Origin of the sequence: Quyinboa sediminis (assembly GCF_042219855.1) — a bacterium.
GTDB lineage: Bacteria > Bacteroidota > Bacteroidia > Bacteroidales > UBA5342 > JBHJHP01.
This window is the reverse complement of record NZ_JBHJHP010000004.1, coordinates 358,998-379,135: the sequence shown is the minus strand read 5'-3', so window position 1 is coordinate 379,135 and position 20,138 is coordinate 358,998. Positions and strand designations below refer to the sequence as shown.

Annotated in this window: 17 protein-coding genes; 15 read left to right on the top strand and 2 right to left on the bottom strand. The window is 40.6% G+C overall.

The window, feature by feature from the left end; genetic code table 11:
* Positions 1-5 precede the first annotated feature (5 nt).
* From nrfD to ACE1EF_RS11915, 15 genes are all read left to right on the top strand, one after another.
* A complete protein-coding gene (gene nrfD / locus ACE1EF_RS11985) occupies positions 6-1,355 on the top strand; it encodes an NrfD/PsrC family molybdoenzyme membrane anchor subunit (RefSeq protein WP_375720907.1) in 1,350 nt (449 codons plus the stop codon).
* Between the two features lie 10 nt (positions 1,356-1,365).
* Entirely contained in the window at positions 1,366-2,271 is a 906-nt protein-coding gene (locus ACE1EF_RS11980) for a c-type cytochrome (RefSeq protein ID WP_375720906.1), read from the top strand.
* Between the two features lie 19 nt (positions 2,272-2,290).
* Complete coding sequence (locus tag ACE1EF_RS11975) at positions 2,291-2,683, top strand: DoxX family protein (RefSeq protein ID WP_375720905.1); 393 nt, start codon at positions 2,291-2,293, stop codon at positions 2,681-2,683.
* The gene (locus ACE1EF_RS11970) at positions 2,673-3,455 is read left to right on the top strand and encodes an SCO family protein (protein WP_375720904.1); all 783 of its coding nucleotides are present in this window, start codon (positions 2,673-2,675) and stop codon (positions 3,453-3,455) included. The genes ACE1EF_RS11975 and ACE1EF_RS11970 overlap by 11 nt, the downstream gene beginning before the upstream one ends.
* An 11-nt stretch (positions 3,456-3,466) precedes the next feature.
* Positions 3,467-5,092, top strand: a complete 1,626-nt coding sequence (locus ACE1EF_RS11965; protein WP_375720903.1) for a cytochrome c oxidase subunit I — start codon at positions 3,467-3,469, stop codon at positions 5,090-5,092.
* An 11-nt stretch (positions 5,093-5,103) separates the two neighbouring features.
* Positions 5,104-5,718: a cytochrome c oxidase subunit 3 family protein gene (locus ACE1EF_RS11960; RefSeq protein WP_375720902.1), complete on the top strand. Its 615-nt coding sequence runs from the start codon at positions 5,104-5,106 to the stop codon at positions 5,716-5,718.
* A gap of 12 nt (positions 5,719-5,730) precedes the next feature.
* Positions 5,731-6,039 (top strand): cytochrome C oxidase subunit IV family protein, encoded by a 309-nt coding sequence (locus ACE1EF_RS11955; RefSeq protein ID WP_375720901.1) that lies wholly within the window; start codon positions 5,731-5,733, stop codon positions 6,037-6,039.
* Between the two features lie 14 nt (positions 6,040-6,053).
* A complete protein-coding gene (gene coxB / locus ACE1EF_RS11950; RefSeq protein WP_375720900.1) occupies positions 6,054-6,977 on the top strand; it encodes a cytochrome c oxidase subunit II in 924 nt (307 codons plus the stop codon).
* A gap of 45 nt (positions 6,978-7,022) precedes the next feature.
* Positions 7,023-7,853, top strand: a complete 831-nt coding sequence (locus ACE1EF_RS11945; protein ID WP_375720899.1) for a protoheme IX farnesyltransferase — start codon at positions 7,023-7,025, stop codon at positions 7,851-7,853.
* A gap of 1,545 nt (positions 7,854-9,398) precedes the next feature.
* Complete coding sequence (locus ACE1EF_RS11940) at positions 9,399-10,262, top strand: sigma-70 family RNA polymerase sigma factor (RefSeq protein WP_375720898.1); 864 nt, start codon at positions 9,399-9,401, stop codon at positions 10,260-10,262.
* Between the two features lie 99 nt (positions 10,263-10,361).
* Entirely contained in the window at positions 10,362-11,012 is a 651-nt protein-coding gene (gene rpe / locus ACE1EF_RS11935; RefSeq protein ID WP_375720897.1) for a ribulose-phosphate 3-epimerase, read from the top strand.
* A gap of 27 nt (positions 11,013-11,039) precedes the next feature.
* Positions 11,040-12,695, top strand: a complete 1,656-nt coding sequence (locus tag ACE1EF_RS11930) for a dipeptidase (RefSeq protein ID WP_375720896.1) — start codon at positions 11,040-11,042, stop codon at positions 12,693-12,695.
* A 31-nt stretch (positions 12,696-12,726) separates the two neighbouring features.
* A complete protein-coding gene (gene rsmG / locus ACE1EF_RS11925; protein ID WP_375720895.1) occupies positions 12,727-13,350 on the top strand; it encodes a 16S rRNA (guanine(527)-N(7))-methyltransferase RsmG in 624 nt (207 codons plus the stop codon).
* A 53-nt stretch (positions 13,351-13,403) separates the two neighbouring features.
* Positions 13,404-14,045, top strand: a complete 642-nt coding sequence (locus tag ACE1EF_RS11920) for a hypothetical protein (RefSeq protein ID WP_375720894.1) — start codon at positions 13,404-13,406, stop codon at positions 14,043-14,045.
* Positions 14,046-14,172: 127 nt separating this feature from the next.
* Positions 14,173-16,233, top strand: a complete 2,061-nt coding sequence (locus ACE1EF_RS11915) for an acetate--CoA ligase family protein (protein WP_375720893.1) — start codon at positions 14,173-14,175, stop codon at positions 16,231-16,233.
* A gap of 82 nt (positions 16,234-16,315) precedes the next feature.
* On the opposite strand, the gene ACE1EF_RS11910 is transcribed toward ACE1EF_RS11915, so the two are convergent.
* Positions 16,316-17,086 (bottom strand): head GIN domain-containing protein, encoded by a 771-nt coding sequence (locus ACE1EF_RS11910; protein WP_375720892.1) that lies wholly within the window; start codon positions 17,084-17,086, stop codon positions 16,316-16,318.
* Positions 17,087-17,174: 88 nt separating this feature from the next.
* Positions 17,175-20,021: an aminomethyl-transferring glycine dehydrogenase gene (gcvP, locus tag ACE1EF_RS11905; RefSeq protein ID WP_375720891.1), complete on the bottom strand. Its 2,847-nt coding sequence runs from the start codon at positions 20,019-20,021 to the stop codon at positions 17,175-17,177.
* Between the last annotated feature and the right edge of the window lie 117 nt (positions 20,022-20,138).

The following is a 20,138-nucleotide window of genomic DNA, read 5'->3' as shown; positions in this document are numbered from 1 at the left end:
TAACTATGTCTGATCACAAAAAAATATTCTCTGACGATAATCAGAAACTGAATAAGATTTCTTCCGATCTTTTGGGGCATATAAGAATAAACGGAAGCTTTCTAGCCTGGATTGCATTCCTGCATATACTGTTACTGGTTTGTGTAGGCTTCTATGTTTATCAGTTGAAAAACGGACTCGGCGTTACAGGTTTAAGAGATTATGTAAGCTGGGGACTTTACATTGCACACTTTGTGTTTTTTGTTGCAGCCAGTTTGATAGGAATGCTGATTAGCTCTGTCTTAGGACTCATTGGTTATCAGTGGATCAAACCGATAGGAAGGATAGCTGAGATTATTGCAGTAGCCTTTTCTGCTGTTGCAGGCCTTGTAATCGTTTCTGACATGGGACGTCCCGACAGGCTGCCTTATGTTTTTATGTACGGAAGGGTTCAATCGCCGATATTATGGGATGTAACGGTAGTTACCACTTATATGGTTATCAGCCTTTTACTTTATTTCCTTCCCTTAATTCCGGATCTTGCCATTGCTAAAACCAGGTTACAGCATGCTCCGAAGTGGCTGTCTAAAGTATATGAGTTTTTATCGTTAAACTGGAATCACAGCAGCAAACAGTATGATATTTTACTTAAATCCATGCGTATTCTGCTTATTCTGATTATTCCGACTGCCTTTGCCATTCACACGGTAACCTCGTGGTTATTTGCAGTGACGCCAAGAGCAGGATGGAACAGTACCATATTCGGACCTTACTTTATAACCGGAGCATTTGTCACAGGTGTAGCCGGTGTTGTTATCCTGATGTACTTTTTCAGAAAGAATTATAAACTTGGGAATTACCTCACCGATATGCATTTCGACAAAATGGGTAAGTTATTGGTGCTTGTATCGCTTGTTTATCTCTATTTCAACATTAATGAATTTCTGGTTCCTGCCTATAAAATGGAAAAAGCAGAAGCTGTTCATATAAAAGAATTATTTGTTGGAGAACATGCCCTCCTATTCTGGGGAACCCAGTTGTCAGGATTAATCCTTCCGATTATTTTGCTTCTGTTCAGGAAAATGCGTAAGCCTCTGCCAATGCTGATAATATCCATATTTGTGTTTATGGCATCATGGACTAAACGGTATATCATTGTTGTTCCAACGCAGGAACATCCGTTTTTACCTAAAATGTATGTCCCTGAAAAATGGATGCATTATGTCCCCACTGCTCCGGAAGTATTTATCACACTGGGGACTTTTGTCCTTGCTGTGTTAATTATAACGGGATTATCGAAATTCTTTCCGGTAATACCCATCTGGGAAATGGCTGAGGAAGCAGAGAAAAAAGAAATCAAAGAGATTAAAGAATAAAGGAGGGATCATGAAATTATATGCACTCTTAGCACTGCTCTTATTATCCGGGTTAAACTCATTTTCACAGGATCCGGACTGGATTGTACCCGAAAACAAAACAAAGGATTTAAGTCCTTTCAAATTTACAGATGAAAATGTTGAAGCCGGGAAAAAAATATTTGAAGCCAATTGTACATCCTGTCATGGCCATCCCGGACAGGGAGATTACAACAGCGCATTAAACCCGGTGCCCGGTGACCCGGCAACAGGAAAGATTCAGAATAACAGTGACGGTACACTTCATTACAAAATCACCAATGGACGAGGTGCAATGCCGGCATTTAAAAATATTTTGTCCTCAACAGACATTTGGAATGTTATCGCATACATCAGGAGTTTTAATGAAGATTATGCACAGGAAGTGGCGAAAAAGATTATTGAAGGAACATTTGAAGGTAAAGATCTAAAGATACTTTTACAATATTTAAAGGATAAAGAGCAGATTCAGGCTTCGGTATCAGGCATTAAGGACGGTGCTAAAATTCCGGTTAAAAATGCAGAAGTCAATCTGTTTGCCAAACGTGTATTTGGTAATTTACCGGTTGATGAAGTTAAGCGAACCGATGAAGAAGGGTACGCATATTTTATGGCTCCGGCGGATCTGCCGGGGGACAGTGCAGGTTATGTCAGTTTCGTGGCCAATCTTCCGAACGAGGACCTCTATGGTACAGTGAATACAGACACCATGCTACAGGCGGGAGTGCCTACACATCCCGTAAGCCTCAGAGCTCAGAGGGCTATGTGGAATACCATCTGGAAAGCGCCCGTGTGGTTACTGATTGCATATTTTACAGTTGTTGCAGGAGTATGGGGATTCATCTTTTACATCCTGTTTCAAATCAGAAATATTTTTCTATTAGGTAAAAACAATTAATCATTTAAATCGTCACGCTATGAAAAACCTCACTTTTATTGGACGGCTGTTATTCGGTATCCCGTTTATATTTTTAGGTTTGGGTCATTTTATTGAACTGGACTTTTTCACAGCCGAGTTTACGTCATTTATTGCTATCGGTCCGTATACCATTATGCTGACAGGTTTACTGCTGATAGCTGCCGGTGTTAGTATTATTACCAATAAGTTGATTCAGGTATCAACGCTACTGCTGGCTGCTCTCATTTTTGTATTTATACTTACAATTCACATCCCAAACTATTTGAACGGGGATGAAACAGAAAAAGCCTTTGCAATGATGGCTATGCTTAAAGACCTCTCACTGATGGGCGGATCTTTAATTGTGGCAGGAATTTGTAAAGAAAGAAATAAAGTTAATAATGAAGCTTAACATGATTAAAAAAGGTCTCATACTTTTTCTCATTGTATTTTCATTTTCTCTCTCATTTTCACAGAGTTCAGAAAAAGAAGTTGAAGTTGGCGTGGTAGAACATCTGAATGATACCATTCCAATGGACCTTACTTTCCTGAATGAAAATAACGATACGGTAACTTTGGCAGAACTGGTTACAAAACCAACCATATTCAATTTCGTTTATTTTGACTGCCCCGGGCTTTGCAGCCCCTTACTCAGCGGAGTTTCCGACGTAGTAAGTAAACTGGACATGAAACTGGGTGATGATTATCAGGTTGTAACGATAAGTTTCAACACCAAGGACACACCGGAAAAAGCACGTGAGAAAAAAGAAAATTTTATTCAGAAAGTCAGTAAGGAGAACCGTGATGCCTGGATCTATTTAACAGGAACACAGGAAAGTATATCAAAGGCAACTGATGCATTCGGTTTTAAATACAAACCAACAGGTGTAGACTTTGCACATCCTTCTGTCATCATTATTGTCAGTCCTGACGGCAAAATTACGCGCTACCTCTATGGGTTAGACTTTTTACCGTTCGATGTTAAAATGGCATTAATTGAAGCTCAGAAGGGTATTTCAAGGCCCAGCATCAGCAAAATTTTACAGGTATGTTTTGCGTATGATCCCAAAAGCCGGGGTTATACTTTAAATGTTACCACAGTTTTTGGTGCTTTGATACTTGGTATTGCGGCCATAACATTTATTATCCTGCTGATAAAAGGAAGAAAAAAAGTAGTTAAATAATAATTATTCATATGTCTGTAACTGAAAATCAGAATTACGAAAGTTATCTGGAACATCACGGGAAGTATAAAGGTCTCCTGGGGTGGCTGACTTCGACAGACCATAAAAAAATTGGTTTGTTGTATATGTATTCCATTATGGCTTTTTTCCTGATTGCAGCAGTATTAGGATTACTGATGCGAATTGAGAAAATCGCTCCGGGAGAAACAATTATGGGTGCTCAGACCTATAACGGCATTTTCACCATTCATGGAATCATCATGATATTCATCGTGGTGATACCGGGTCTTGCAGCCGTGTTTGGGAACTTTTTTCTTCCCATATTAATTGGAGCAAAGGATGTGATGTTCCCAAAACTAAATCTCTTTTCATGGTATCTCTACATTATCGGTGCCATTCTGGGTGTATTATCACAGTTTATCGGTAACGGACCACCTGATACAGGCTGGACCTTCTATGTTCCCTATAGTGCTGAAGCCAACTCAAATGTCATTTATGCGCTGACCGCAGCATTTATTCTCGGGTTTTCTTCCATTCTTACAGGGATCAACTTTATTGTTACCATTCACCGCATGAGAGCACCGGGAATGACATGGTTTAAAATGCCATTGTTCCCCTGGGCACTGTACGCCACAGCATGGACACAGGTTCTGGCTACACCGATTGTAGGGATAACACTTTTAATGGTAATCGCTGAAAGGGTACTTCAGATTGGATTTTTTGATCCGGCTTTGGGTGGAGACCCCTTGCTTTATCAGCACCTGTTCTGGATTTATTCTCATCCGGCAGTATATATTATGATCCTACCGGCAATGGGAGCAGTAAGTGAGATATTTCCGACATTCAGTCAGAAACCGGTATTCGGTTACGGAGCCATAGCAATTTCAAGTATTGCCATTGCAGTGGTTGGCTATTTTGTTTGGGGTCACCATATGTTTACAACCGGGATCAGTTACTGGTCAAGATGGTTCTTTTCCTTCCTGACATTTATTGTTGCTATTCCAAGTGCCATCAAGGTATTTAACTGGATTTCGACAATGTATGGCGGTTCAATTGATCTTAAACCACCGCTACTGTATGCCATTTCGTTTATCTTCCTTTTTATGATCGGTGGATTTACAGGTTTAACACTTGGAGCACTGGCAACCAATGTACAGACACATGATACGACATTTGTGGTAGCACACTTCCATTATATTATTTTCGGAGGTATGGGATTTGCATTTTTCGCTGCAATTCACTACTGGTATCCTAAGATATATGGTACCATGTATAATATACGAATGGCTAATATTGCATGGGGAATCCTATTTACAGGATTTAACGTACTCTATTTCCCCTTATTCATTATTGGTCTGCAGGGGATGCCAAGACGGTATTTCGATTACCTGCCACAATTCCAGACCGGTCATGTGATTTCAACGATTGGCGCTTTTATTCTGTTCACCGGATTAATCATGATGATATGGAACCTTGCCAGAGGACGTAAAGGTCCTAAGGCCGGACCTAATCCATGGCACGGTGTGACCCTGGAATGGCAGATCCCTTCGCCACCTCCTGTTGAGAATTTTGACGAGATTCCGGTCATAAAACATGCCCCGTATCTCTTTAAAACAACGAAAGACGAAGATGCTTAAAACGAATTAATATGTCACAAACAGCGCACACAGAGCATGTAATTGATAGCGAATCGGGGAAAATGGGAATGTGGATATTCCTGTTTACGGAGCTGTTTCTGTTTGGAGGTCTTTTCCTGGTCTATGCCGTAATGCGATTCAGGTATTCCGAAGATTTTCATGAGGCAGCACTGGAACTCAATGCCTTAATAGGAACACTTAATACTGTTGTACTTCTTATTAGCAGTATGACGGTTGCGATGTCAATTACTGCCGTTCAGAGAGGAAAAAACAAACAGGCAGTCTGGTTTCTACTGGCCACCCTGATTCTCGCACTTGTTTTTATGGTTAACAAATACTTTGAATGGAGCCATAAATTTCATTTGCATCTTTATCCCGGATCAGAAATTATGGCCAATCTTCCACATGGCGAAACACAGTTCTTTGGTTTATATTATATCATGACCGGACTCCATGCAATCCATGTAATCGTGGGAGCAGTATTACTGATTATATCCATGCGAAGAGTCATTTCCGGCAGAATCAATAAGGACAAATACCTGCTGCTGGAAAACAGTGGTTTATACTGGCACCTGGTTGACCTTATCTGGATTTTCCTTTATCCCTTATTATATCTGGTAACTTAATATGTGATGACAATGAAAAACGAAGAAACTCAGGGTACAGAAAAAAAACATGTGCATATTTCCAGTTATTATCAGCTTGGAATAATTCTTATTGTGTTGTTATTCCTGACATTTTTGTCTGTATTTGTTGCAGCTATTCATTTTGGAGCACTCTCTATTGTAGTAGCCCTCCTGGTTGCATCAATTAAAGGAACTACTGTCGCAACCTATTTCATGCATCTTAAGTATGAAAAGCCATTTATACGGATTATGGTTGGAGGAGTATTTTTCCTTTTTGCACTGGTAATAATTATTACATTTATTGACTACTTTTTAAGATAGTAAAAGATAAGACTATGTTTTCAGGAGCTTCAAACTTAGCAGAAGGTGTAGATAGAACGTTTATTTTTATATTCAGCGTTGCCTTTCTGTTTATTATTGGCATTACAATTTTTATGATCTACACGGTGATTCATTTCAACCGTAAAAAAAACAAACCGGCCCGACAGTTTACAGGAAATGTCAAGCTCGAAATTATCTGGACCGTTATCCCGCTCATTCTTGTACTGATAATGTTTTACTATGGATGGAAAGGATTTGCCCCGATGCGAAAAGTTCCTAAGGGTGCAATGGAAATAACCGCCGTTGGAAGAATGTGGGAATGGGAGTTTGACTATGGAGACGGTAAAAAATCAAAAGATCTGGTTGTACCGGTGGATAAGCCGGTTAAGCTGAACCTGGTATCCGAAGATGTGAATCACTCTTTGTTTATACCTGCTTTCAGAGTGAAAGAAGATGTGGTTCCGGGTTATAATAACTACCTTTGGTTTACACCAACATACATTGGCAGCTACGATGTGCTGTGTGCCGAATATTGCGGTTTGTTACATTCCAACATGCTGGCTAAGGCGAAAGTCGTGTCTCAGGATGAATATGACAGCTGGTTCAGTAACCTGGCTGCTGTTGATACATCAAAAGCTGAAAATAACGGGTTGACCATACTAAAAAACAATGGTTGTCTTGCCTGCCATTCTCTTGACGGTTCTAAATTGGTTGGCCCAAGCTTCAAAGGTTTGTACGGACATGATGCAGTGGTTATTACTGATCAGGGTGAGCAAACGGTTAAAGCACTGGAAGATTATATCAGGACCTCCATTTATGAGCCGAACAAAGAAATCGTAAAAGGATATAATAAGGGATTGATGCAATCGTATAAAGATATCATCAGTGAAGATGAGGTTACCCAGATTACGGAATATTTGAAAACTATAGCAGAATAAATGGATAAAAACAACCATTCATATTTCCATCTTATACTTGTATTGATGAAACACAGGTTATCAATGACAGTGGCATTTTCAGCCATTGTTGGATGGTTCCTGTTTACATCGGAAATATCATTTGGAATTCTTGCTTTATATCTTGGCACCTTTTTGCTTGCAGGAGGTTCTTCTGCAATGAACCAGTACCAGGAACGGGAACTGGATAAAAACATGGGCAGAACCAGGAACAGGCCGCTGCCTTCAGGCTCTTTATCGGCACCTGCTGCTTTTTTAATTGCTGTTTTGCTCATGTTACTGGGTACCGTAATTCTGTTTGCATTCAACAACATCACAACCGCATTTCTTGGTGTGCTAAATGCAGTAATTTACAACCTGGTCTATACAAAATTAAAAACGAAAACACAGTATGCTGTTCTACCCGGTGCCATTGTTGGTGCCATACCTCCTATGATGGGATGGGCTGCTGCCGGTGGTAATATCCTGCAACCTCAGATTGTATATTTTGCCATGTTTATGTTTTTATGGCAAATGCCACATTTCTGGTTGCTGGTTATTAAGTATGGAAAAGAATATGAAAAGGCCGGCTTTTCTATCCTTTCTGGTAAAATTGATGAGCAGAAAATAAAACGGCTTGTTTTTTTCTGGGGAGCGATAACATCAGCCTATTTACTTGGATTTCCACTTTTTTTCAGGCACGCATCCTTACTGGTTATGATTGCCCTGATGATTTTAAACATCGGATTTATTATCGGATTTTACAGGATTTTATATAAACCTAAAGAAGAAAAACGAAGCACAATTAAAGCTTTTTTATTCATTAATTCTTACGCCCTGCTGGTGATGATTCTCTTTATTGCCAATACATTCATTTAATATATTTGACTGATTTTTAATGAACTACGAACATATAAAATCATGTGTTCTCAGTTTTAACAAGCAGATGTATATATACAAAAAACGGGGTTCAATTTGCATTGATACCCCGTTCCTCGTTCGACGACCGTAGTTGTCTTAGATTCCGAATAAGCTTATTATGACCGGCTCTGAGTTTTTCACTTTGCAGTTCGATTCTCTCGGCCCTGACCTTCCTTCATAACCTCTTACAGTTTTGAATTCCGGCTGTTCCTTATTCTGTTTTTTCCTTGCCGGTTACCCGGTAATTTCAAAACAGCTTCAGAACGAAGTATTCTCCAGCTCAGTTCATATTCGGTACAAGCCGAAACTTATATTTCCTATGCACTGTGAATCAGGTTTTGACACCTTATTCCTGAAACCCTGAAACCGAAGTTTCATTGTTCCTGCTTTTGAATCAGACTCTGAATGAACGTATCGTTCCTTTGTTTTAGGTTTTCACCATCAACACACATTTGAATCAAATCACTTTTTTGAGCGAACCCAAAAACGGTTGATTTTTTATCCCTGAGCTTGTTACCGGGGTTACCCGAATAACCGGAGCTTCATGTCGCAATAAAAGAATAAATCCTCTTATTGTTCAGATCCGCTGCAACTTGCGTTGCGTAAGTCATCTCGGCGAACCGAAAATCGTTAAACCTCAATCTTTTGGTAAATCAGGATGTTACCTTGGATGGTACCGGCGTTACAAATCCTGGAATCTGCACCCCATTGATACCGGGTTTATAGGCTCTCTTCAGTTATGAACGCAGGGTTCACGGAACTAAGAGATTAAGAATTGCCATGAGTAAACTCATTAATTCTTTAAACCATACTTCAGCCGAAACCGCTATCTGGTTTATCCTGCCTCAAACTCAAATGTTTTAAAGAACGAACCTCTTTCAACAGACTGCCTCCTCTTTAAGGATTGCTCCCTTCCGATTCGGACCTCGGCTTTCTTTGCCGGCAAACCTTTCAATTTGTACGATTCAGGTAAAATCCACTTAAGTATTATTACCTTCCTCCCGGTTTCTGAAAGCAGTCTTTATTGCTTTTCGGTATAACAAATATAATATGACATGATGCTATTGTGCAACTTTTTTTGGTTGAAGAAATCCACGATGTTTCATCTCTGTATTAACAGGTTATGAACGGCTTTATTAACAATTGTTGATAACATTGCAGTAACAGGTTCGTTTCGGAAATCGGCGGCAATATTAATGCTTTTTTAGTTAAGAGGAAATATAAATTACAAATCTTTACTGCCATTCCCGGGACGCAGGTATAATATATGTAGATGCAATACATTTTTTTAACAAAACGCAATTGAACAATAGCACCTTAAATATTGTATTATAATAAGTAAACTTCAGAAATGAACGGAGTATAACAAACTTTAATCAAACCGATTAAATTGCAGGAAAATAACTTACAATTTACGACAAATGTGGAACATTATGAAATCTCATTCGTATATATCAAAGAAAGTCAAACAAATTTAATTTTCACCTAAACACATCCGCTACTATGAGACAACTCAAAATTTCAAGACAGATTACAAGCCGGGAGGAGATATCGATTGATAAATACCTTCTGGAAGTTTCAAAAATCGATTTGTTAACACCTGATGAGGAGGTTGCATTAATAAAAAAGGTACGCGCCGGCGACAAACAGGCATTTGACAGGCTTATAAATTCAAATCTGCGTTTTGTCGTTTCGGTAGCCAAGCAGTATCAAAACCAGGGATTATCATTTCCGGATCTTATTAATGAAGGAAATATAGGACTGATAAAAGCTGCTGAACGCTTTGATGAAACCCGTGGTTTTAAGTTCATATCCTATGCAGTATGGTGGATCCGCCAGTCAATCCTGCAGGCGCTTGCAGAACAGGCAAGAATTGTCAGGCTGCCGCTGAATAAGATCGGATCTATTAATAAGGTAAATGCTACATACAATCATCTTGAGCAGACACTTCAGCGGGAACCTACTGCAGTTGAAATTGCAAAGGAACTGGATTTGCCGGTCAAGGACGTGCAACAGGCGCTGAGCAGTTTTAAACGACATGTATCAATGGATGCGCCCATTAGCAATGATGAAGAAAAGGGTACATTATACGATGTATTTCTGAATAACGACACCAAATCTCCGGATGATGATCTGGAAATGGAATCCTTAAAAACAGAAATCGCAAATTCCCTGGCATCGCTACATCCAAGGGAAATTGAAATTCTCAAACTTTTTTACGGACTGGAGGGCGAATCAGCCAAATCGCTTGAAGAAATTGGCAAAATTGTGGGGCTTACCAAAGAAAGAGTCCGGCAGATTCGTGAACGGGCACTTAAAAAGCTTAAGCAGAAACATCGCAATAAGCAGTTGAAATCCTATTTGTAAATAATATTTTTTAATTTTACGGGGCAGAAATAAATCTGCCCTTTTTTATTGCTTACCGGGGTAAGCATAATTTCACATATAAGGTAAAACAACATAATAATGAATCATCTAATCGCTCCATCTCTTCTGGCTGCGGATTTCAATAATTTGAAGTCTGAAGTTGAATTCATAAATAAAAGCGATGCAGACTGGCTGCATCTGGATATCATGGATGGTGTTTTTGTACCGAATATCTCGTTTGGATTTCCTGTTCTGGAAAAGGTTGCTGATGTTTGTGAAAAACCTATGGATGCCCATCTGATGATTGTTGAACCCCAGAAATTTATAACGGAATTCGGCAAACTGGGGATTCATATGCTTAACGTGCATTACGAAGCCTGCACACACCTGAACCGTGTGGTGAACCAGATTAAGGAGGCAGGGATGAAAGCTGCTGTTACACTGAATCCACACACCCCGGTACATTTACTGAAGGATATAATAAGTGAAGTTGATATGATCCTTCTAATGTCAGTAAATCCGGGATATGGTGCACAGAAATTTATACCTAATACCTTATCGAAGGTATCAGAGCTTAAACTGATGATTGAAGAGAAAGGATTGAATACGCTGATTGAAATTGATGGCGGGGTGAATTTCGATACTGCACCTCAGTTACTTGAACATGGTGCCGATGTTTTGGTTTCGGGCAGTTTTGTATTCAGCGCAAGCGATCGGTTCGAAACCATCAGAAAACTCAAAGCCTTATAAGCACACACAAACAAAAGTCAACATAAAATGAAACAATTCTTTATTACTATCACACTCGTGATACTGGCCTCGCTACAACCTTCGAATGCCTGTACCAACTTACTTGTAACAAAAGGAGCATCTGCAGAAAACTCCTCCATGATCAGTTATGCCGCTGACTCTCATACCTTGTATGGGGAACTCTATCACTGGCCTGCAAAAACATATCCTAAAGGAACAAAACTTAAAGTTTACGAATGGGATACGGGTAAATACCTTGGTGAGATTGATCAGGTTCAGCAAACCTATGCTGTGGTCGGAAATATAAACGAATATGCCGTTTCTATCGGCGAAACCACATTCGGTGGCAGACACGAACTGACGGATACAACTGCGATAATGGATTATGGTAGTTTGATATACATTGCCCTGCAGCGTTCTAAAACGGCAAGGGAAGCCATAGAAGTTATGACATCCCTGGTGAAGGAATATGGATATTACAGCTCAGGAGAATCTTTTTCGGTTGCCGATCCTAATGAAGTATGGATTCTGGAAATGATCAGTAAAGGCCCGCATGAAAAAGGAGCGGTCTGGGTTGCCAAACGCATCCCTGACGGATATGTTTGTGCGCATGCCAATCAGGCAAGAATTACCACCATAGATTTCAAGGATAAAAAGAATTGCCTTTATGCACCGGATGTGGTTAAGTTCGCAGAAAAGATGAAATACTTTGAGGGAAATAAGGAAGATTTTGATTTTTCTGCTGCCTATGCTCCGCTGGATTATGGCGCAGTACGCTTTTGCGATGCCAGGGTATGGAGTTTTTTCAACCACGTAAATCCCGAACAGGGCAAAAAGGATCTTCCTTATATCTTAGGGGAATCAAACAAACGCATGCCACTTTGGATCAAACCGGATAAAAAAATCAGCTACCGGGATGTGCAAAACTACATGCGGGATCATTTTGAAGGGACACCTCTGGATATGTCGAAAGATGCCGGTGCAGGTTCTTTTGCAGTACCTTACAGATGGAGGCCGTTAACATGGGAGATTGACAGCACAGAATATTTTAACGAAAGGGCTATTGCAACACAGCAAACAGGGTTTTCATTTGTGTCACAGCTAAGGGGAGACGGTTTTCCAACGCCAATGAAGGGCATCCTTTGGTTTGGTGTGGATGATGCGGCTACCAGTGTCTATGTACCCATTTATGCAGGAATAAAAGAGATTCCGGAATGTTTTAAAGTTGGAAACGGCGATATGCTCACATTTACCTGGGATGCTGCATTTTGGGTATTCAACTGGGTTTCAAACTGGGCATATACCCGTTACAGTTATATGATAGAAGATATTAAACCGGTACAGAAGGAACTTGAAAATTATTATCAGATTTCGGTGGATGCTGCAGATGAAGAGGCTAAACACCTTTATGCATCGGACAAAGCCGAATTCTATGATTACATTACTAATTTTTCAGCCAACCAGTCAGAGATGATGATGGACAAATGGACCAAACTAGGACAGTATCTCCTGGTAAAATATATTGATGGTAATATCAAAAAGGAAAAAGACGGAAAATTCATCAGAACTCCATACGGACTGCCTGAATTTCCGGATCAACCCGGTTATTCAAAGACATATTACAGGGAAGTGGTGAAAAGCGCAGGAGAGAATTTAAAAATGCGCGAAGTTCCTAATGAATAATTCATTATTTTTGGTAGCTTAACTCCGACGAATGGATCTGATAAAAAAATATTTTCCCAATCTTGAGACAGAACAGTTTGAAAAGCTGGAAGCTTTAATTCCTTTATACCGGGATTGGAATACAAAAATAAATGTGGTGAGCCGCAAGGATATTGACAATCTTGCTGTTCACCACATTCTGCATTCACTGGGCATCGTAAAAATCATTCGCTTTCAACCCAATACAACGGTTCTGGATGTAGGAACCGGCGGTGGTTTTCCCGGAATACCTCTATCCATTGTCTTTCCCCGATCAAACTTTCATCTTGTAGATTCGATTTCAAAAAAAATAAAGGTTGTTCAGGAAATTGCCACAACACTTGAATTAGGTAATGTTAGAGCCGAGCAAAAAAGGGTCCAGCAGATTAAGGCTAAATATGATTTTGTGGTCAGCAGGGCTGTTACATCTTTTCCCCGCTTTGTTAAAATGACCCAAAATAACATATCGGATGAACACAAGAACGGGTTACCCAATGGCATAATCTATTTAAAAGGGGGTGATTTCAGTAAAGAGATCGCAAATTTCAAAGATAAGGTTGCCGTTTTTAAGCTGACAGATTACTTTACTGAAGAGTTTTTTGAAACCAAGAAAGTCATCTATCTGCCGTTCGCATGATACGAAATTAAGGCAATAATCGTTTTTACTGTTACACGTACCAAAAGGTTTCTATGAACAGAAAAACGTTTTACATCTTATCAGTAGCTCTCATCGCAGGGTTTCAGGTTTTTTCACAATCATATCATTCTTATTACAACAGAAAAGCACAGCCGGAAAAACAAAACACGGTATCTCTGGAATACGGATTTTTATCCACGGTGAATATTGGAGTTTACCTTGTTGCTACCGGTGTTGATTATTTAATTGATGAATATGGCAATGAGCTTAACCGAAACGGCTATACCGTTACCGGTCCGCTTGGGTTTTCGTACATGAGGCATTTCAATAAATTCGAAATCGGAGGAGAATTCTGGCTCAGCAGGCATAGCATCAACTTTAGTGGATATTCCTATGGTTCTCCAACTGTAAAAACGTATGCATTCCTATTGAATGCCAATTACATTTATCTCAACAAAAATAATTTCAAGCTTTATTCGGGGCTCAGTTTTGGCCCCGGATACATTGGAATCTCCAATCTTACTGACGACAGTTTATTACAGAAACTTGAAAAATACCTGCCCCTTTCTTCCATGTATCTTGCCAGTCATATAAATGTTTTTGGCCTTCGCTACGGCAAAGATTTTGGTGTTTGTGTTGAAACCGGTTTCGGGCACAAGGGACTAATCCATTTTGGTGTGGATTATATGTTTTAATAAACATCATCCTAAGTCTTATGTCTTATGTCTTACATCTTATGTCTTGTGTCTTGTGTCTAATATCTAACAAACATCATACTCTGTTTTATTCATTGGTCTTATCTTTAGGATCAAATCGATACGAATGATACAGGAAGCACTCATTAAGCCCGAAAGCATTGTGGTTATAGGCGCATCTGAAAACCTCCAGAAGCCAGGCGGGAAAATTCTTTACAATCTTCAGAACGGGAACTTTAAGGGCAGATTATATGTGGTAAATCCTGCTCGGGACAGTATTTCCGGAATAAAAGTTCATAAATCACCGGATGAACTACCGAAGGTTGACCTGGCCATACTGGCTGTTCCTGCAAAGTTCTGTCCTCCTGCCATCGAAATACTCTTAAAAAAAGGGACCAAAGCATTTATCATCATATCTGCCGGTTTCAGTGAAGAAAATGAAGAAGGTAAAAAGCTGGAAGATAAAATCAGGGGAATGATAAATTCCTATGATGCAACATTAATAGGTCCGAATTGTATCGGTGTACTCACTCCTTTTCATCAAAGTATATTCACCTCCCCCATTCCCAAACTTGACCCGAAAGGCTGTGAATTGATCTCAGGATCAGGTGCCACCGCAGTATTTATAATTGAAACCGGCATGAAAAAGGGCCTGACTTTTTCGAGCGTATATTCGGTTGGCAACAGCGCACAGACAGGTGTGGAGGACATTCTTGAGTATCTGGATAACTCTTTTGATCCCGAAACCAGCTCACCTATAAAACTCCTTTACATTGAAAGCATTCAAAATCCTGATAAACTGCTTAAACATGCATCATCACTGATTCGGAAAGGCTGCAGGATTGCAGCAATCAAAGCCGGTGGTTCTGAAGCCGGAAGCAGGGCTGCAACATCGCATACGGGAGCATTGGCGAGCAGCGATCTGGCAGTGGATGCGCTGTTCAAAAAAGCAGGCATTGTCAGATGTTACGGACGTGACGAACTGACTACCATTGCCGGAGTTTTTATGTGTAAGGAGCTGAAAGGAAAGAATATGGCGATCATCACTCATGCCGGCGGACCAGCCGTTATGCTTACGGATGCCCTTTCGAACGGAGGCATTAACATCCCTTCCATATCGGGAGAAAAGGCGGATTCATTAAAGACCGGTTTATTTCCCGGATCTTCCGTATCAAACCCGATAGATTTTCTTGCAACCGGAACAGCAGAGCAGTTAGGGCTGATTATAGATGCATGCGAACACGATTTTGATCAGATCGATGCAATGGCTGTCATATTTGGCAGTCCGGGACTATTTCCGGTCAGAGATGTTTATACTGTTCTGGATCAGAAAATCAGAAGCTGCCGGAAACCAATCTATCCTATCCTTCCCTCAGTAGTTAATGTTGCCGATGATATATCATATTTTACTTCGCTGGGGCATGTTAACTTTCCGGATGAAGTAGAACTCGGCAATGCACTGGTCAAAATATTTCAAACACACACACCGGCTGATGAAAATTTAGATCTGGACCAGGTTGATATTCCTGCTGCAAGAAGAATAATTGACAATGCAACGGATGGCTATTTACCGCCGGACAAGGTTGAAAAACTCCTTGATTGTGCTTCTATACCAAGGGTAAAAGAACTGTCAGGGAAAACCGAAAATGAAGTTTTACGTGCAGCCAAATCCATCGGTTATCCCTGTGTCATGAAAGTGGTTGGTCCGGTTCATAAAACAGATGTGAGAGGTGTGGTTCTTGATGTACATTCCGATGAACATCTGCTTGCAGAGTTCAGACGAATGATGAAAATTAAGGATGTTACGGCCGTTTTGGTTCAGCCTATGATTAAAGGACACGAACTGTTTATTGGAGCCAAGTACGAACCTAAGTTCGGACACGTAATTCTGTGCGGACTCGGAGGCATATTTATTGAGGTACTGAAAGATGTCAGCTCCGGTCTGGCTCCGTTAACCCTAAAGGAAGCACTTTCAATGATCCGTTCGTTAAAAAGCTATGCATTAATTAAAGGAACCCGTGGTCATGAAGGCGTCAATGAACTGCTGTTTGCGCAGATAATAGTACGCCTGTCCTCTTTATTGCGGTTTGCAACAGAGATTGTGGAACTTGATATTAATCCGCTTATTGGTCTGGGAGACAGAATTTTTGCTGTGGATGCAAGGATTAGAATTAGTCGTGAGAAGTGAATAGTGAGACGCGAATAAAACCATGAAAGCCTAGTAAAAAGGAATAACTATTAATTCTTCGATTTTCCCTTTTCAATTAAAATCAATTCCCTACCTTCTGCACAGTACCGGTGCCATCTATTTTAATTTGGGTTTCGGGATCACCCTTATAATAAACAGACCCGGAACCATTGATATCAACATTCAGACTATTGGCAACATGTAACTGACAATCTCCGGTACCGTCAATATTTACAATCGCATTACTGCTCTCCATATCGAAACATAGCATACTACCTGAACCATCGATGGCCACACTCAAATCATTTGTAAAACCTGTCAGTCTTACATCTCCCGCTCCGTTAACCGTTGCATTAACCGCATTGCATTCTATTTCATCACAGCGCATGTTACCTGATCCGTCAATATTTATATCGGTTGAACCGGCTACAATCTTTTTCGCCACCACATCGCCGGAACCATTCAGGTTTATTTCGAGAGGCCCCTGAACCCTGACTGAATCGGATATCTCTATATCCCCTGAACCATCCAGACCAATTAATCTCACATCGGGCAACGACACTTCAAACCGCAACTCATCGAACTGCCACACCTTTACCTTGTCCTGTAAATAAATATGAAGAATGCTGTCTGTAACGTACAGATTCAGCCATTCAAAAAGATTTTTATTGGTGGTAACGGTAATATTCTTATCTCCTTGTGACACTACAAGTTTACCTGGAACATCAAGTATAATGCCTTTAAAATCCTTGAGGTTATACCCGCGACTGATAACATCCCCTTCTCCTTCCACCAGTTCCACGCATGATGTAAATGTTAAAACCGCCAAAATAAGCAGGAGTGTCTTTTTCATAATCTGGTATTTTCCAAATGAAAAACTGATTTTAAAAATACTATTTATATATGAAACGGGCAAAACCTGTATCAAAAGCCAGATGATGTTATACTTCTCCGCAGGTACAAAACAGATTTCTGTCTCCGTAAGCATCGTCCACACGGGCAACAGGTGGCCAGTATTTATTCATCCTGAGCCATTCTACCGGATATGCTGCTTTTTCCCTGTTATATTTGTGATCCCAGTTATCTGAAACAACTTCCTGAGCTGTATGTGGTGCATTTTTTAATACATTATCGGCTTTATCGGTATCACCCTTTTCCACTGACTGAATTTCATTGTAAATACTCTTTAACGCATCCACAAAACGATCCAGTTCCTCCAGACTTTCGCTTTCAGTCGGTTCAGCCATTAAGGTGCCATGAACCGGGAATGAAAGTGTAGGCGCATGAAAGCCGTAATCCATTAAGCGTTTGGCAATATCCACTTCGTTGATGCCGGAAGCTTTAAAATGCCTGCATTCCAGAATCATTTCATGAGCCACACGTCCCTTTTCACCCACATAAAGTACACCAAACGTATCTTTAAGCTTATGGGCAATATAGTTTGCATTTAAAATGGCTATTTCAGATGCCTGTTTCAATCCGTCAGCACCAAGCATTTTAATATAACCATACGTAATCGGCAAGATACTGGCACTACCATAAGGTGCTGCTGCAACAGGTTTTCCTTTGCGGTCGTTATTTAATACATTATGTCCGGGAAGAAAATCCACCAGGTGCTCAGCAACGGCAATCGGACCTACTCCGGGGCCACCTCCACCATGCGGTATTGCAAAGGTTTTATGCAGATTAAGATGACATACGTCTGCACCGATTATTGCCGGATTTGTTAAACCAACCTGTGCATTCATATTAGCGCCATCCATGTAAACCTGACCACCTGCATCATGAATTATGCGGCACATCTGTCTTACATTGGCTTCGTAGACACCATGTGTGGATGGATAGGTAATCATAAATGCTGCCAGTTTTTCTCCCGTTTCCGCGACTTTTTGTTTCAGGTCTTCAAGACTGATGTTTCCTTTGTCGTCACATTTAACAACGACCACCTGCATACCGGCAGCTACAGCACTGGCAGGATTGGTTCCATGAGCAGAAGAAGGTATAAGAACCACATCCCGCTGATCATCACCGCGACTGAGATGATATTCCCTGATTACCATCAGACCGGCCAGTTCACCTGCAGCACCTGAATTTGGCTGAAGGCTCACATCTGCAAAACCGGTAATCACGGCTAAATCGTGTCGTAATTCCTTAAACATCTCGTGATATCCGGCTGCCTGATCAACAGGAACAAATGGATGTATTCCATTGAACTCAATCCAGCTTAAGGGCAGCATCTCTGTTGCAGCATTCAGCTTCATGGTACATGATCCCAGCGATATCATGGAATGCGTAAGGGAAATATCCTTATGTTCCAGCATTTTTATGTAGCGCACCATTTCGGTTTCCGAGCGATACTTCATAAATACATCCTGAGATAAATACGCACCTGTTCTGAGAAACTTTTTTCCTAAGGTAATATTTTCAGGTACATCATCCACAGAGGGAACAGCCTTATTATTCGCTTTGGCAAATACTTCCAGTATCCAGTTCACATCATCTATATTGGTTGTTTCGTCGATACTGATACCGACTTCTCCGGAAGTAAAATACCTGAAATTCATTTCCAGCTCTGTAGAATACCGGATGATATCGGATAACCTTACCTGGGACGGTATTCTGATTTTCAGTGTATCAAAGTAATTATCATTTAACTGCTTATATCCCAGTTTTTCCACTTCCTCTGACAAAAAGGAAGCAATACTGTGAATGCGTTTAGCGATACGTTCAATGCCCTCCCTGCCATGATAAACGGCATAGAAGCCAGCCATATTTGCCAGGAGAGCCTGCGCTGTACATATATTGGAAGTAGCCCTCTCCCGCTTAATATGCTGCTCACGTGTTTGCAAAGCCATACGCAGCGCCCTGTTTCCGAATCTGTCGCGCGTAACACCTATTATCCTTCCCGGGATATTTCTCTTATACTCTTCCCTGGTGGCAAAAAATGCAGCAGCTGGTCCACCATATCCCATGGGCACTCCAAACCGTTGAGATGATCCAAATACAATATCCGCTCCCCATTCACCCGGAGGTACCAGTAATGCCAGACTAAGAATGTCTGTAGCAACAGCAACCTTTTTGTCCTGCTGGTGAAACTTATCTGTAAAGCTTTTATAATCAAGCACCCGTCCATCTGAATTCGGATACTGAACGATGGCACCAAACATGGCATCCGCACATTCACAGGTTCTGAAATCTCCAATGTGAATAGTTATTCCCAAAGGCTTGCTTCTTGTTTTTAATACAGCAAGAGTTTGGGGCCAAATATTTTCATCCACAAATAAGGTGTTCATGCCATCCTTAACCTGGGACCGGGACCGGCAGTTATACATCATTATCATGGCTTCAGCAGCAGCAGTTGCTTCATCGAGAAGACTGGCGTTTGCAAGTTCCATTCCGGTCATGTCACAAACCACGGTTTGGTAGTTCAGTAAAGCTTCAAGCCTGCCCTGTGATATTTCTGCCTGATAAGGCGTATATGAGGTATACCATACCGGATTTTCAAGTACATTTCTTAAGATGACCGATGGCGTTATGGTATCATAATATCCCATACCGATATACGTATTAAACACCTTATTTTTTGATGCAAGGCCTAATATGCGACGATAATACTGACGTTCGGTCAATCCCTGAGCCATATCCAGCGGTTTATCCAGCAAGATATCAGAAGGTATGGTTTGCTCAATAAGCTCCTGTACACTACCAACACCAAGCTCTTTCAGCATATATTCAATCTCGTGAGGACGAGGACCAATATGACGGGAAACAAAACGATCAGTATTCATGTGTTAAATATCTTAATATCAATATATTATTTTTATCTTATTATAGTTCGAAAGATAATGATTTTTATTTTATACAGGGATATGATAATTATCATCCGCCGGGAAACATAATAACCT

Coding starts and splice junctions, on each gene's coding strand:
- ACE1EF_RS11965 (WP_375720903.1), top strand. CDS start 3,467: ATGTCTGTAACTGAAAATCAGAATTACGAAAGTTATCTGGAACATCAC.
- rpe (WP_375720897.1), top strand. CDS start 10,362: ATGAATCATCTAATCGCTCCATCTCTTCTGGCTGCGGATTTCAATAAT.
- ACE1EF_RS11970 (WP_375720904.1), top strand. CDS start 2,673: ATGAAGCTTAACATGATTAAAAAAGGTCTCATACTTTTTCTCATTGTA.
- ACE1EF_RS11955 (WP_375720901.1), top strand. CDS start 5,731: ATGAAAAACGAAGAAACTCAGGGTACAGAAAAAAAACATGTGCATATT.
- coxB (WP_375720900.1), top strand. CDS start 6,054: ATGTTTTCAGGAGCTTCAAACTTAGCAGAAGGTGTAGATAGAACGTTT.
- rsmG (WP_375720895.1), top strand. CDS start 12,727: ATGGATCTGATAAAAAAATATTTTCCCAATCTTGAGACAGAACAGTTT.
- ACE1EF_RS11920 (WP_375720894.1), top strand. CDS start 13,404: ATGAACAGAAAAACGTTTTACATCTTATCAGTAGCTCTCATCGCAGGG.
- ACE1EF_RS11975 (WP_375720905.1), top strand. CDS start 2,291: ATGAAAAACCTCACTTTTATTGGACGGCTGTTATTCGGTATCCCGTTT.
- ACE1EF_RS11940 (WP_375720898.1), top strand. CDS start 9,399: ATGAGACAACTCAAAATTTCAAGACAGATTACAAGCCGGGAGGAGATA.
- gcvP (WP_375720891.1), bottom strand. CDS start 20,021: ATGAATACTGATCGTTTTGTTTCCCGTCATATTGGTCCTCGTCCTCAC.
- ACE1EF_RS11960 (WP_375720902.1), top strand. CDS start 5,104: ATGTCACAAACAGCGCACACAGAGCATGTAATTGATAGCGAATCGGGG.
- ACE1EF_RS11930 (WP_375720896.1), top strand. CDS start 11,040: ATGAAACAATTCTTTATTACTATCACACTCGTGATACTGGCCTCGCTA.
- nrfD (WP_375720907.1), top strand. CDS start 6: ATGTCTGATCACAAAAAAATATTCTCTGACGATAATCAGAAACTGAAT.
- ACE1EF_RS11910 (WP_375720892.1), bottom strand. CDS start 17,086: ATGAAAAAGACACTCCTGCTTATTTTGGCGGTTTTAACATTTACATCA.
- ACE1EF_RS11945 (WP_375720899.1), top strand. CDS start 7,023: ATGAAACACAGGTTATCAATGACAGTGGCATTTTCAGCCATTGTTGGA.
- ACE1EF_RS11915 (WP_375720893.1), top strand. CDS start 14,173: ATGATACAGGAAGCACTCATTAAGCCCGAAAGCATTGTGGTTATAGGC.
- ACE1EF_RS11980 (WP_375720906.1), top strand. CDS start 1,366: ATGAAATTATATGCACTCTTAGCACTGCTCTTATTATCCGGGTTAAAC.